10 protein-coding genes are annotated in these 15,324 nt (G+C 29.9%); all 10 read right to left on the bottom strand.

All coding sequences use genetic code 11. The features are described from left to right. Positions 1-7: 7 nt before the first annotated feature. Positions 8-406, bottom strand: coding sequence for an acyl-CoA thioesterase (locus LCX93_RS05535; protein ID WP_226069234.1), 399 nt, complete (start codon positions 404-406; stop codon positions 8-10). Positions 407-471: 65 nt separating this feature from the next. Further along, positions 472-1,722: a tyrosine-type recombinase/integrase gene (locus tag LCX93_RS05530; protein ID WP_226069233.1), complete on the bottom strand. Its 1,251-nt coding sequence runs from the start codon at positions 1,720-1,722 to the stop codon at positions 472-474. Between the two features lie 16 nt (positions 1,723-1,738). Beyond that, a complete protein-coding gene (locus LCX93_RS12580) occupies positions 1,739-1,867 on the bottom strand; it encodes a hypothetical protein (RefSeq protein WP_255613303.1) in 129 nt (42 codons plus the stop codon). A 14-nt stretch (positions 1,868-1,881) separates the two neighbouring features. Next, complete coding sequence (gene brxL, locus LCX93_RS05525) at positions 1,882-3,930, bottom strand: protease Lon-related BREX system protein BrxL (protein WP_226069230.1); 2,049 nt, start codon at positions 3,928-3,930, stop codon at positions 1,882-1,884. Next, positions 3,930-6,152 (bottom strand): PglZ domain-containing protein, encoded by a 2,223-nt coding sequence (locus LCX93_RS05520; RefSeq protein ID WP_226069228.1) that lies wholly within the window; start codon positions 6,150-6,152, stop codon positions 3,930-3,932. The genes brxL and LCX93_RS05520 overlap by 1 nt, the downstream gene beginning before the upstream one ends. A gap of 64 nt (positions 6,153-6,216) precedes the next feature. Beyond that, the gene (locus LCX93_RS05515) at positions 6,217-7,878 is read right to left on the bottom strand and encodes an RNA/DNA-binding domain-containing protein (RefSeq protein ID WP_226069226.1); all 1,662 of its coding nucleotides are present in this window, start codon (positions 7,876-7,878) and stop codon (positions 6,217-6,219) included. Position 7,879: 1 nt separating this feature from the next. Further along, complete coding sequence (locus LCX93_RS05510; protein WP_226069225.1) at positions 7,880-8,095, bottom strand: hypothetical protein; 216 nt, start codon at positions 8,093-8,095, stop codon at positions 7,880-7,882. Next, the gene (locus LCX93_RS05505; RefSeq protein ID WP_226069224.1) at positions 8,088-9,896 is read right to left on the bottom strand and encodes an ATP-dependent helicase; all 1,809 of its coding nucleotides are present in this window, start codon (positions 9,894-9,896) and stop codon (positions 8,088-8,090) included. The genes LCX93_RS05510 and LCX93_RS05505 overlap by 8 nt, the downstream gene beginning before the upstream one ends. Beyond that, the gene (locus LCX93_RS05500; RefSeq protein WP_226069223.1) at positions 9,889-11,661 is read right to left on the bottom strand and encodes an ATP-dependent nuclease; all 1,773 of its coding nucleotides are present in this window, start codon (positions 11,659-11,661) and stop codon (positions 9,889-9,891) included. The genes LCX93_RS05505 and LCX93_RS05500 overlap by 8 nt, the downstream gene beginning before the upstream one ends. A gap of 1 nt (position 11,662) precedes the next feature. Next, positions 11,663-15,313 carry a BREX-1 system adenine-specific DNA-methyltransferase PglX gene (gene pglX, locus LCX93_RS05495; RefSeq protein ID WP_226069222.1) on the bottom strand — a complete coding sequence of 1,217 codons (3,651 nt, stop codon included), beginning with the start codon at positions 15,311-15,313 and terminating at the stop codon, positions 11,663-11,665. Positions 15,314-15,324: the final 11 nt, after the last annotated feature.

The following is a 15,324-nucleotide window of genomic DNA, read 5'->3' as shown; positions in this document are numbered from 1 at the left end:
TAATTTCCTAAAATAAAGAGAGAATGAGTTCTTTGCTGTCATTATCTAATTTCTGTACTTTTGCGTCAAAATCAATATATACCAAAAGAATTTCCAATTCAAATATTTTTTCATTTTCTTTGTAAATTTCCTGACTCAGTGTAAAAGAAGCTGCTTTCATTGTAACAAGTTTTGTATATATATCAAGCATATCACCGAGTTTAGCACTTTTATAAAAATCTGCGGTAACTTTACGGGCCACAAAATGCCCGTTTTTCAAAACTGGGGTCATACCTTTGGAAAAAAAAGCCTCACTCCGCGCTCTTTCACAAATTGATGTTTTATTTTCTTTTAATATTTGTACACCTTTATAAAAGTACCAATAAAAAGGGTTTAGTTGAACTTTTTTAAAATTTATACTGTTCATTATAAAATTATAGCAAAATGTTCTGTATAAATTGACTAAAAAGCTATTAAAAAAATAAAAAGTGTTCATTTTAATAAAAACTCTGTAGAAGTATTTTTTTGTTCCAATAAGCCCTTTTCAAAAAACTGTAGATCAAATAATCTATCATATGCTTTTTGTATATGAGGCTTTTCCATAGCTTTAGCAGATACCCTTGGGAGTATCTTTTTAAAGCGATACATTGAAGCAGTTTTGCAATATTTTTTTGTTGTAGAAATTTGACTATGTCCTAATTGATCCCTTAACATATCATGGATGTCTTTATAAAAAGATTCTGTCGTAGGTCTTATTCCTTCCTTTTCAGCCCAAATCAAAACAGTCCATGTAGCAAAAGTGTGTCTTAGCATATGTGGAACTACATCAACACCTATGTCATTTGATGCTTGCTTAAATGCATTCCATACATCAAAATCTCTTACAGGAGAACCAGTATGTTTTAAAAACATCTCATCTGGTCGTTTACCATGTTTTTTTTGAAATAACTCCGCTCTTTGTTGTCTTAGAAAACCGATGTTTTCATGCAAATATGCCCAAGTATCTATAGGGAAAATACAAGTTTTTTTCTTTTTTGTATCTTTTTCTCCTTTTGGGATATACCTAAAGTCTAAATCAAAATAAGGATCTAGTTCTGGATAAGGTAAAAATGAGATTTTTTTTAGCTGTAATGCTCCATTGATACGAAGACCTGTTGTGATCATAACTATAGCAATAGCTTCATACACAGGATCTATCTCTCTTAAAGCTTGACGAAGTTTTTGCCAAGTCATATGAGACACTATAGGAAAAACACGACTTTTATCTACGGCTGGAAGCCAAAACTCAGTTCTTTTGATCCTGCGATCACGTCTTGTATATGAAAGCATGTCATCATCATTATTTACAAAACCTTGAGTTTCAATAAATTTAATATGCACATTGTGATCATACCCATGATCTCTGCACCAAAGATAAAATTCACTCCATAAATGGGTACGAATATTTATAATTACTCGACTTAGTCCATCCTCTCCTCTATCCATTTGATCTCTAATAGTTCTTATGTCATGAGCTGAAATATTATTCCATTCTTTTCCATTATTTAAAATTACATCATATAGATACTTCATATGATAAGCATATTGACGCTGAGAGCCTGTAGAAAGTTTTCGACCTCCTCTACCTCCTGTGTCTTTTTTCCAAAGTAAAAATCTATTAGGTGCTTCTAATAATTTTCCATCTTGAGCTAAAGCGTAAAATGAACCATAATCATGATATTTACACTCAACAATTTCAATCATTTAAATACCGTGTCTATTAGTCTTTTTGCTTTGACTTATTATATGGACTATATTTTGAGTAACCGTTTTCATAACGATATTTTCCAATTGCTAAAAGTACAACAACAAGTGTTAAGGGAGTTAAAACTAGAGTTAATATATCCATCCTGCCCTCCTATTCTAATCAACCAAAATACTTTTTTGCATTAGCATCTGATTGTTTTGATAAAAAGGGACATCAGTGTCTCCAAGTACACTAGCTGGTAAGTTTGCTAGTTCACTGAGGTTGTCCATAGGAACGATTACTGATTTTGCCCCATTTTCTGACAACATGGTAACTTTATCAGCAAAATTTGTAGCTCTTTCTATTGCCCCGCCAATTGATATGTTTCCAATAATAGCCAAACCAGATTTTAAATTCTTTTTATAGATTGAGGATACTATTGCCATGTAAACTGCACTTCCAATACCTGTACCTACATTTGTTCCAAGTAAATTACTTATTTGAATAGTTAAATCAAAATTTTTAAGGGAGTGTTGTTCGTTTAAAATATTCTTTTCATTCGCTTTAATATACTGAAATGTATTTTTTATATTTTCTTTAACAGCATTATTACTAACGCCTGTAATATTTAATTTTCCACTTCCTGAAGTAGTAACAACTTCAATCCTTACCAGAGTTAAACTATCACCATCACTTGTAGCTGTATAGCACACTCCTGGGCTTAATGGTGAGTTCTCTATTAAATGAGAGCCTTTTTCTTCTGGAAGTCCAACAAAAAATTCTTCTTGAGTTTCTTTGTCAATATATGAAAAGTTAGTATCCCAAAATTCCATCCCACCGATTCTTTTAAGCTGCTCTTTTACTCTTCGTCTCATTTCAATAGCAAGAATTAAATATTCACGCACATTTTCTTTAGTGTAGTTACCATCAGGATGCATAAGTTTTATAAACCCAGAAACAGTCTTTTTCACAGGCTTTGTATCTCTTTGCTTTAAATGACTACCTAAAGAAAAGTATTCTTCTAGTGCATCAGTAAATGTTACTCTTCGAAATGATTTAAGTGCCTCAGAAAAGTAGTCTGTACTAAAACCAAAGTGAGTCGTAAAGTGATTAGGAGCAAACTTTATCATCTCCCATCCTGGAAGATAAAAATGTATTCGGTCTAAAAAAGCTGTATCATTATTTACTTCATCTGAAAGTGGACTAAACAGATGTGAAGTTTGTAAAACAGTCTCCACTGGCTGGTTTATATTTCCATTTAAAATTATAGATGCTATACCTGTTATTTCTCCACCTGCACCTGCCCGAGAAAATGAGCCTGATTCCATATAGTCTTTCATAAGTGGAATCGCATCTGTTTCTTTGAATATCTTATCAGTTGCTTCATCAAAACATATTGCGTCCCATTGCCCAACTGCTCCAACTTTGCCTGTGCTACCATGAACAAAAAGTTTTGCTATTGTTCCTTGACCACCTGAAATCAGTACAGCATAAGGGGTAAGTTCCTTAAAAACAAATGATTTACCTGTTGATCTAGGTCCAAGTTCAATAAAATTAAAATTTGCCTCAACCATAGGTAGTAGTCTTGAGAGTAAAAGCATTTTAACTCTTTTAGTCATACCTTCTGCCTCTGGTTCATAACCACAACTTCTAAGAAGTATATTTAGCCACTCTTCATTGGTGAACTCTTTTCTTTTGTCAATGATTTTACTATTATCAAAAGATGATAATTGAATTGGTTTTATATCTTGTATTACAAATGGAAAGATATTTTGTCCAATTTTTATATTTGGGTCATAATCTACATCAATTATAGCCCATATACCACCCATCATCATTTTATCATGATGATTAACAAGTGCATCACTAATGTTTGCATTTTTTATATTACTATTTTGAAGACTAGCCCAATATTTATCTTTTTTTGGATCAAGTGAAACAGAAATCTTATCTATAATTTTATAGCTGCCATTTTCCCTAATTTTTGAATGGATTAAAGAACTTTCTTCAGGATTTACATAATGTTCTGATAAAACCTTTTTAACATTAGCAAGCCCTTCAGCAATTTTTTGTTCATCATCAGTTGAGCATGAATTAGCTATTAGGTATTCAAGTACAAAAACAGGTACATTGGCACCTACTTTTACTTGTCTAACTAAGTCTTTTTTTACAACATAGCCTCGAAAGTTATCTAATAGCTTATTGTCTAACTCCGTTAATTCCATTATAGTAACCCACCTAAATCTCTATCATTTTTCTTTGTAACTGCTGTTTTATCTAACAACTCTTTTGTCATAGCATCAAGTATTTGTATATCAATCTCATTATAGCCATCAAATTCAAATTCTTTCTTTATTATGTCAGAATGACATAAAGTTATAATTTCACTCTTTGATATTATTTTTCCTTTATTAAAGTGCATTATTATCACTTTTCTTTCATGCGAAAAAATATCATTTGATGTACCTTTAGTTTCTAGTTTTATTTGATAAAAATTTCCAGTGACATTTGATAGTTCATCCTTATTAGCTATTATAACTTTCAAGTTATTTATATCCACTTGATCGTTACTCCATGATATATACGGTGTTATAAGCTCTTGAGGAGCCAACCCTCCATGACTAAATCCATAAGCACCTATAGTTTTAAAAGGATTCATTGATTTAGAAAAATATACATAATTATATTCTCCATGAACTTGTGCTTTTTCTACTAAATTATTAACATTCTCTTGTTGTTTTACCGTCCTAATATATCTTTCAGCTTTTTTAACTTTACCGTCAAAACTAACTTCTATTTTATCATGCTCTTTTATATGCCCTGTTAAAACAAATCCATGGTCAGTAATGAGATAAACTTTCTTATATCCATTATTTAGCAAAAACTCTATCTTTTGAGCGAAGTATTTCTCAGAATCTGGAAAGTATTTCAATGCTTTGTTATTCATTTTATCGCCAAGTTCATCTATGTCTTTATACTGACATACTAGATAATCAAACTGAGTATCTTCATCTACTTTATCAAGGTATACAAAACCAATATTTTTATTGCTTAACTCATTCGCCAAAAACTTTTCTCTATCGCTTAAAGCTTTAAAAATCTCTCCACTTGATACATATATTTGACTCATATTATTTTCAGTAATGGAAGGTGTATCAACTAATATATAATCATGTTCTTGTGTATATGCTTTTGACACTAACAATGCTATATTTTGAGAAATCTCATATGTTACACCATCACCAACAATAATGGCAGTTTTTTCATCATTTGATTCTATAATCTCTTTTAATTTACCAGTCTGATTTTGTCTATATTCTGGTAAAAATGTAAACCATTTATCTAAAAACAGACTCATCAAGTTTTTGTAATACTCTTGATAACTAGTAAGTACAGATTCATTGTCTATAAACTCTGTATATAAAGCTCTAATAGATTGGTCAATTTTATAAAGCTTTGATATATAAAAATCAATACACTCATCAACAGAAGAAATACTACTTATTTGCTGTTGATCAAACTCTAATAGTATTTTTATATCTTTCCAAAAAGTAATTCCTAATTTTTTAGCTTCTTGATTTTGAGATCTTTGATTGACTTTCGCTAAATAATTAATAATTTTTGTACTATTATTTATATTTTCACCTATCTCTTTTAGCCATTTTATATCTATATCATTAAAAGGGTGTGAAGGACTTACATGCCATATATCTAATGAATCATCAACTTTGTATTTTTTTAAATATTCATCAAAGCTATTGCCATATTCTTTAGAATCAAGCCATTGTGTATAAACTGATTTAGATAAATTATCTAGCTTGTTTGTAAGAAGTCCATCTAAAATATAATTTACAACTTCATTAGCTAAAGTAGTAGCAGGTTTATCAACATATTGTTGGTGTAAATATTCGTTAACTTTTTTATAAAACTCCATTTTTGTATCTACATCATATCGCTTTATAAATGTATTTGGAGAATGAATAAAAGGTAATAACTCTTTTTCCAAATCAAATATACCACCGGTACCTGCTATTAAACTTCTCCAGTAAAGTTCATCTTTTCCTATACTATTTTTTGCAGCACTTAAAAGTTCTTGATCACTTAAGTTTATATTTTCTTTTAAATTTTCAAATATTTTTTGTTTTATGTAATTTTGGATGCTCTTAATCTCAATATTACCATCTGTTTCGCAGTATTCTCGTATGAACTTTAGCTTATCTTTGGGTGTATGCGTGTAAATAATGATTTTTTGGTTTAATGCAGCTTCTTTTTCTATATGATATTTTACTTTTAATTCTTCTATCTCATCATTTGCTACATACTCTTTTATATCAGTATCTAAACAACGAGTAAGAAACTGAGCTTTTCTTGATTCACCTATCAATACTATAATATTTTTATCTTTTAAAACTTTTTCTATATCTTTTTTAAACCACTTATCAATCATAATTTTTTCTCACTTTTTAAATTTTTCTTCCTAAATGTCTAAAACTATGTCTAAATCATTCAAATTATTCTGTTTTAGACATTCGCCAAACCTTCCCTTGGTTCTCGATAATACCGAGTTTTTTAAGTGCTTGCAGATTATTTTTTATTTTGTTTTTTTTCTGATAAATGTCTAAAACATCTGGTAGTTTGTCTATAAGAATCTCTTCAAAGTCAGATCTCTTCGCTTCTATAAATCTTGTAAGGTGATCTGTAATCATCTTTCGTACAAAATCATCATCAATTCCCTTCAACTTGGTATACTCTGCACTTTGCCCTGTTTTCTTTGCAACCTGCAAAGAAATATGAATATTTGGTTTTCTTCCTTCTATCAATCTCTTTGATCTGAGATCACTAATAATTTTACTATCCAAGTACTGTTTTTTGACTATACGGTCAAGGTATATAACATCCATCAAACTTAACTCTTGATCCAAAGAGAGCAACTTCGTATATCTCTCATCCAGTATCTTTCCATAGATAGTTACCTGTACTTTTCCATTGTCTATATCATAGTCAGGCATAGGAAAAAGTCTCTTTTTTTGTATGGAAAATATTCTTTTGATACCACTTCCTATGGTATCTATCATATTTATTTCTACCATAGCAGTACATAAAAAAGTATTTCTATATCGTTCAGGTGGAACATCTTTGGAAATTACACTTTCTATATCTCCTGCCAAAAAAGTACCAAGGTTTGAAATAACTAACTTATCAGGAAATTCCACTACATTAATTTTGCCGACAAGTTCATAATCTTGATGAGCAATACTATTATGCAAAGCTTCATAAAGTATCCAGTTATCATATTTGTCTACCTCCTCAGGAAATAGAGTATCATCTGCCATATATCGGTATTTAAAGTTTCGTATTTTGTCATGTATTTTTTTTGCACTTAACAATAGTGGCAACCCAAAGTGTTCATAACTCAATTCTATATTGTCAGCATCTTTAAGTACCCAGGTCATTCTTGGTATAAGTGGCAATAACAAATAAGATGCTTCATCTTTACCAAGGAGCAACAGTGTGGTATTTGTAATATTGCCTTGTATGGTTAGTTTTGCTTTATCTAAAAACTGTTCATCACTCCATTCATCGACTTCATGGGCGATTCTGCCATGTTTTTTCTTATACTCAACTCTAGCGAAAGCTATTGCCTCTTGCGAAAGATCATTAATTGTTGCATTAGGAATAATATTTGCAGACCAATCTTCTACAACATCAATACTCTCATTTAAAATACTTTTTTCCCTCTCTGAAGTCATCTCTATTAAACTGTCGCCTTTTCTTTGCCATGCAGTCTTGTGAGCATAAACGGGTTTACGGGGCAAATGTTTAGGAACATGAATAACCCAAACTATATGATTGGTATCTGTAGCAATAAGTTCTTCAACTTCAAGCCCTTCACTGTTTAAATTAGTACAGTTTCCTAATATTCTATGAGGTAAATTTTCAACTGTATAATCAGCAAAATTATCAATGCCTACTATTTCTAAAGTTTTATCTGTTACACCAAGAACTAAATTCCCACCTTCCATATTGGCTATTGCAGAGACATAAGAGATAATATCTTCACCTTTTCTACCAGCTACACTGTTTTTAAGGCTTTTAAACTCTTTCCACTCACAAGATTCATTTTCTTTTGGATATGTTTTTTGTAAGTATGTTTGCAATTCTTGTTTTGTCATATTAGCACCAACTTTTTTTCAAATGTTGTAAGTTAATAGTTCTAATGTTGTAAGTAATTTTATCTATCATTTTTACAGTATGGTTGAGTATAGCAGAGTAACTTTCCCATACATCTTTTGGAACTTCTCCGTTGTCATTTTTACCTTGATTGGACTTTACTTCAAACTGATAGTTTTCTCTTAGGTCGAGTAGTTCTTGGCAAGTTTTATTAGTCATTAAAAGCCTTTAGTAGTCTTGATTTAGATCTGTGTTTTATACCACCCCAAGGCATTATTCTTTGAAGGGGATATGTTACATAGAGAAACCTTTTAGCTCTGGTAAATGCAACATATAAATTATTTTTTTCTTGTTCCATTTCAATACCACCATTTTGCACAGCTCGATAATCGGGAAAAGTGCCATCATCCATACCAATTATGAAAACTATATCAAACTCTTGCCCTTTCATTGTGTGCACCGTACTTAATGTAATACCTTGACTTTCTACAATTGTGCTTGTTTTTCCTAGTGCCATAAAATTTTTAAATTGTAATAACGATTTTTTATCAGTACTTATTGCATACTTATTCCAATGATTTAAAAGTTCATGGATATCATTAATAACCATAGTCTTATCGTTTTCATCTTCAAAAACCGTGTCGTTAATTTTCTCTATAAGCTTACCAAACAAACTTTTTAAATTACTTCCATCATCTTTTAATTCTGACAACAAATTATCTATTTCAATCATCATTAATGAATCTTTTTTTATTAACTCTTCTAAATGTTTTTTATGCAACAAATCCAAAGGATTCAATTTTATTTTTAGCTTTAAGTCAAAAATATTCATAAGTTTTGACTCATACTTAATAGAACCACCTGTCATTTTATAATGACAAGGTATTCCTTCTTTTTGAAGTTGTTCTTCTAAGATTTTAAAAACATATTTGTTTCTTGCCAAAACAACTATTTTTTCGTATGAAATTATTCCCTCAATATCTGGATTAGTTTCTTGTTTTATAAGTAATTTAATCTTATCAACAACACATTTAGCTTCTACAAGTTCATCATTGCATTCTATAAACTTAAAATCCCCATCATATACTGTTTTTAAAATTGTATCTTTGTTATCGATTGATATAATTTTTGAAGCTGCTTCTATAACTTTTTTAGAAGATCTGAAATTTTCATTTAGTTCAAAAGTCTCTGCATTAAAATCTTTTACAAACTCTTTATCCATATAGTCTGAAGATGATCCATTAAAATGATAAATTGACTGCTTAGGATCACCAACCATCATGATATTTTTAAAATCAGTACCACATAAAGCCAATAGAAGATTATATTGTGCATTATTCAAGTCTTGTGCCTCATCTACACAAATTGAATAAAAACTTCTTCTGTATAAAGAAGATATATTTGAAAACTCAATAAATAGTTGATAAGTTAATAATAGTAAATCATCAAAATCTATAGCATTTTGTGATCTTAAAATCTCTTGATAAGTTTGGTAGAGTAGTATAATATTTTCATCTTCTGTATGATTATGAAATTCTGAATCTGTAATAAGTTCTCTTTTAACTTTTGATATAAAATTTAATGCCTTATATTTGAAATCATTTTTTTCTTTTACACTTTTATTTTGATATGATTCATAATATGTAGGCACTTGTTCAATTGCTTGAGATATAAGCTCTATTCTATCTTTGTCATTTTCAAAAATATGAGGCATGTGAGATATACCAATAGAACTACCATGATTTTCAAGAACATATTGACAAAAACTGTGAAATGTTCCAACAAACAATCTACTTTTTATATCAACTTTTTGTGTCTCAAGCCTTTCTTTTATCTCTTCACCAGCCTTATTTGTAAAAGTCAAAGCAAGAATTTTCTTTTTTGTTTTAGATAATTGAAATCTTATCCTTTCTGCCAAAACTCTAGTTTTACCACTACCAGCACTTGCTTTTACATAAATTGGTTTATCATCATATTCAACAATTGTTTTTTGTTTTTCTGATAGTATTATTTTATCCATTTTGCACCTCAATATTTAACTCTGAAGCTACCTTTGTAAATAAATCAATAATTTTACTTGGTAGTTCTTTACCGCTATTTATTATTTCATCTGCAACTAAGGGAGAAAACTTCGCTTTTTCTTTTGTTAGGTATTCATAAAGTTGCTCGTCTGACAATCCATTTATTTCAACTTCATCTTGTGGTCTTTTTGCACTTTCATGTTGTGGGGTTTCATATGTTTTTAAAGACAATAAAACTTTTTTAATTTCATCTTGAAAGCCATCATTAATTAACTGCTTTTCAAAATCCTTCTCATCATCTACAAATACGATACAATTACTTTCTTGTCTTGTGCTACCACTAGTTGTTAATTGTTTTAGTACACTTATTTTTACTTTTCCAGTATCATCATTATCGCTTAAAATAAACCATGGGATATTGAGAGATTCTGCAAACCTTATAAAAGGTAGGTAATTACCAAAACTACCTACACCTATAAAATCTATGCCGTATTCTATTGATGATCCACTAAAGTGCTTTTCAAAAAATATTGGCAATGCTTGTTCTTCTGTTTCACCTTCTCCTAGAACTAAACATTTTGAAAAAAATATTTCACCTTTGGTGTTTATTACCTGGCGGTTGATTTTTCTAATATCTTCAGTCTCAAATGAAGCTATTGGTAAAGCACCAATTTTTACTATATCATTTTTGTAAAAATTTCGTACTTCTTCTAAATTTGCAGCAGAAGCTATATATGGCGAATGTGTAGAAATAATTTTTTGTCCTATAAAATTATTAATCTGACTATAAAGTTTTTTTTGTGCATTTGGATGTAGATGAGATTCTGGTTCTTCAATTGCAACAATTGGAAAAAATACTGAGTCGTTTTTGGAAGAGTTTATATTAAAGAGTTCTATAAAAGCTTTCAAAGTTAATAATGAGGACCAACTTCTAGTACCCATTCCATGGTACTCCATCAGAAAGCTATCATTACCTTCCCCATAATTAATAGTAAGACCTTTATTTAAATCTCTAATTTTTTTTGTGAAAGGTGTGATTTCAACACCTCCACTTGTAGAGTCCATCGCAGAGTTTAGTTCAGTTAATGCATCTTTAACAATCGTTAAAATTTCACTTTTATCTACTGCTGACTGATTAAGCAGTTCTATTTGATTTTCAATATATTGAATATCTTCAGGAGTATATTCTATTTTTGAAAGCATTTTACCTATATATGAACTTTTTAATTTTATGTCTTCCAAAATATCTCTTTGTGCATCCATGTAAAAAAATGGTATTTCTTCAAACCTAACAGAATTTTCATTTCCATTATCTAGTTCATACCAATATCTTTTTGGATCTCCAAACCCAAAATCAACCCAATCCTCTAAAATATACTGTTTAACTGTTGGTGAATTTCTTATCTCATCATACTTAACAACTACTCTAAGTGGTACAAAATCACCATCTGCTGTTGTTTTAATTCTATCTGTTGTTAATAAAATCTCCCAATCTTCAGAAAAGTTTTTACTGTTATCTTCATTTAAAGGAACAATTAATACATCAATAGTAATTAAAGAAACAGAATCATTATCTTCAATATAAAAATCATCATGAGATAAAAACTGTCTATTACCAAAAACAACTTGAAGTGCTTTCAAAAAAGATGTTTTCCCAGAGTTATTCATGCCTGTAAGTACTGTTGTTGGTTCAAGGTTTACTTCTATATTTTTCAACCCTCTAAATCCATTTATTCTTACTGTTTTTATTAAAATTGTATCCATCTTACCAATCCGCATTAAGATATTTTTTTAGTTGTCCTGCATTTAGAACATCGTAGCTTAACATTTTTCTTTTTTGGAGTGGTGCTATATTTTTTCCTACTCCGTCATCTAGTTTTGGGTCATATCCACTTTGTAGTAAGTCATCTATTTTTGCTTTGAACTCATTTATCTCTATTAGCTGTTTTGAGATAATATCTTTTTCATTTTGAGCTTTTGGGCTATTGTCATTTTGGATATCTATTTTTCTATTTTCTAAGGCTCTTTCTCTATGTTCTATATAAACCGATCTAAGTCTTAGTAGATTGTCTCTACCCCATTTATAGATTATGATAAATGCTTCAAAACCTCTATTAGCTCCGCTGCTAAGATGCCATATAAAAGGAGTTTTTGGCATATACATAAAAAGATTTAGATGGTCGCTAAAATCTTTGAAAAAATGATTATTTAGATAATCATTTACTTCTTTTCCAAGAAGCGAGTCAAATGAGCTAAATTGTGCTTGAGAAAAGCCTTTTTCTATAAACTTTTCATGTACTCTTTCATAGAGTATCTTCTCTCCTGCATTTGGCACAAGTGGCACAATACCATCATCATCTTCATTTAATATCTCTCTTAACATATCTGCTAAGAATTCCATAGCAATATCTTCTTTTCTATGCTTTGGTAATACTCTTGAGTTTTTAAACCAATACCAAACATTGATAGGACTGACTTTGTTTTTGATACAAAATTCTTCTAAGTCATTATTATTTTGATAAAGTGATTCAAATTTAGAAATTATGTCACTTTTAAAACTCTCTTCAAATGAGATTGTTGGAAGATTTTGAATATATTCTTTTATGTTATCGAGTTCAAATTCTTCATATGAAGCTTGTAGGTAAGCATCTATAGCTTCACTTTCAACTTCCAATCCTCCAATACTTTGTCCCTCTTTTTCTAGTACCATTTTTATATCATTTTCATTCAACTTATAAACTTTAAATATCTCTTCGTTTATAATGGCTTCATTGATAAGTATTTGAGTTAATAGATGATTTTCATAGTTTAGATATTCTATAATTCTTTGTTTTAAATCATTTGCACTGCTAAAATATAGTGGTGATTTATTAAAGTTTATCTCTACAAGAGAAAAAGTAGATAAATCTTTTTTTATTTTAATATTTGATTGACTCATAGCAGAAATTTTTTCTTCTTGTGCTTTTTCCGGAATTACAAAAGGAATTCTTTTTACATCTCCAACCTGAGTTTTAACAGTAGGATTTAAACAGCTTAAGATATATGTTATAAGACTTGAATTTACAACGGCAAGACCATAGTTAATATTTTTGTATTTTTTAATTGGGAACATTAATGGTGCGTCATTATCAAAAGTGCATCCTTCTGGTAAGTATCTAAAAGGTGTTCCCTTACTACTTGTTCCAGAAAAGTTAATTCCTTCTTTAAAAAAGCCTTTTGTTGTTTTGTTTTGTAATGCTCCTGTTTCTAACCAATTTACCGTTGTCCAAAGGTTCCCAAACCATTTTTGATAAGGTCCTCCCTTTGCATATATTTTCCATTTTATATCATCCATAGTATAATGATTCGTATGCTCCCACCAAAACCTAACAAATCTATTATTGTCACCTGTTTGCAATCCATTTTTTGGAGGGAAAACATTATCTATCGTATTAATTCCAAACTTCTCCCTAAACTCATCACTAATCCAATAAATAAATGGATATGATTTGATTATTTTTAGTTTTGATTGTGAAATGGTATAGTTATGTTTATTTGTTTTTTTTGTAATGTAATCATCAAGAGCTTCATTAAATACATCAAATCTTTTCCCCTCATATAACTCATTTAATTTCATAAAAGCACTATCTTTATCACTTTTATTTTTTGATAAAATATACATAGCACTATCAACTCTTGCAGATGGATTAAACATTCCGAGATATCCCCATTCAACAAAAAAATCAATAAATGTTTTATCTATTATAAATTTTCTTACATCTTCAAAAGTTTTTATATACATAAATGTAGGAGGATGAACCATAGCTATTTTACCATTCTCATCAGTTAACTCATAACATCTCTTAATAAAAGTAGCATATAAATTTGTATTAAACTTATATGGCTTTTTATAATTAGCTTCTATAAACTCTTTTAGATCTTTCCCAAAATCACTACTATCTGTATAAGGTGGATTTGCAGTTGCTACATCATACTTTTGACTTACTAGTTTTAAAAAAACCATAGCATCTGCTGTTTTATTTGCTAAAAAGCTACTCCCTACATTTGAAGCATATTTTTCAACTGCATTTTCAAGATTTTTAAAAAAGTTTTGTTCAAACATATAGTAGTCTTGTATATCAGCAGTATTGAAAAGGTCTTGTCCTTCTCTTTGGACTCTATCATAGATAGCTTCTACTTTTGTTTGTATCTTTTCACCTATCTTTATAAGGCTTCCAAATTTATATGCATATTTTAAGTCATCCCATATATCTTTTACAAGGTTTTGTTGCTCACTATTTAACTCTGAACTTTCAAATATCTCCTGCACATCTTCATACTCTGGTAAGTAAAAATCAGATGAGATTACATTAAAATGAAGATCACTTATAGTCCTTCTTTTTCTTTTTGCTTTTATATAAAGACCTAATTGAGCTAACTGTATAGCTCTGTCATCTAAATCTATTCCGTGAAGATTGTTTTCAATTATTAGTTTAGGTATATCTTTTTCTTCGTAGTCTGCACCAAAATTATCTATTTGGTCCATATAAAGTTCATAAAATAGGTCATATGCATAAAGTAAGAAGTTTCCACTACCACTTGCAGGGTCTATTAATTTTACTTCGTGAAGAGCTTTTATATCTCTGCAGTTTTGTGATGGTGCATTTGCTATTTTGTATCTGTTTTTAATATTTGAATTTGGATACATCTCTAAATAGAGTTTTCCAAGTGAGTTGTTTACTAAAAATTCAACTACCCATTTTGGTGTATATACTTGTGATTGTAAAGATACCTTATCGTATTCTGTTTTTGCTTTACTATCTTTAAAAGCTTGTTTTTTAGCATTATTATAACTCTCATACAACCAACCTAAAATATCATCATTTTTCCAGATGTCATCTTCTATCTGAGTATCTTTTTCTACACTGTTAAAGGCATCTATGATTTCGTTTAGCTCTATTACATAGGGAAGTAATGCATAAGGATGCTCTTTGCTGTAAAGTAATAATTCACTTGCTAGAGTATTAAATGCATATTTGATGTACTCTCGTATACCTTCAAGCTCTTCACTTCTGTTTTGAGGATTTTCTTCAAGCCATACTTTATGACCAAACGACCTGTCTCCATGAATACTCTCTTTTGTAATTACAGGAGGAAATAAATTGTGTGATTCCATCACTTTTATAGCAGCAATTCTATTAAACAGTGTAAAAGTATATTCTTCAAGAGCTTTTTCTCTCGCATCTTCAAAACTTCCAGTTTCACTCACATGACTTCTTATAATCTCTTCAATTCTTTTTCTTTTAGAGTGTAGTTGGGATGGAAGCTTTTCAATCTCTATGATTTTTTTAGCTCCTATTCCAAGTCTTCCAAACTGCTTGTCAAAAGCTTTATATATAAGTTCTCTTATACTATCTACATGATCTGCTAGTTTCATTTTATTCCCTA

The organism is Sulfurimonas sp. SWIR-19 (genome assembly GCF_020410885.1).
GTDB classification, from domain to species: Bacteria; Campylobacterota; Campylobacteria; order Campylobacterales; family Sulfurimonadaceae; genus Sulfurimonas; species Sulfurimonas sediminis.
This window is presented reverse-complemented; position numbering and strand designations above follow the sequence as displayed.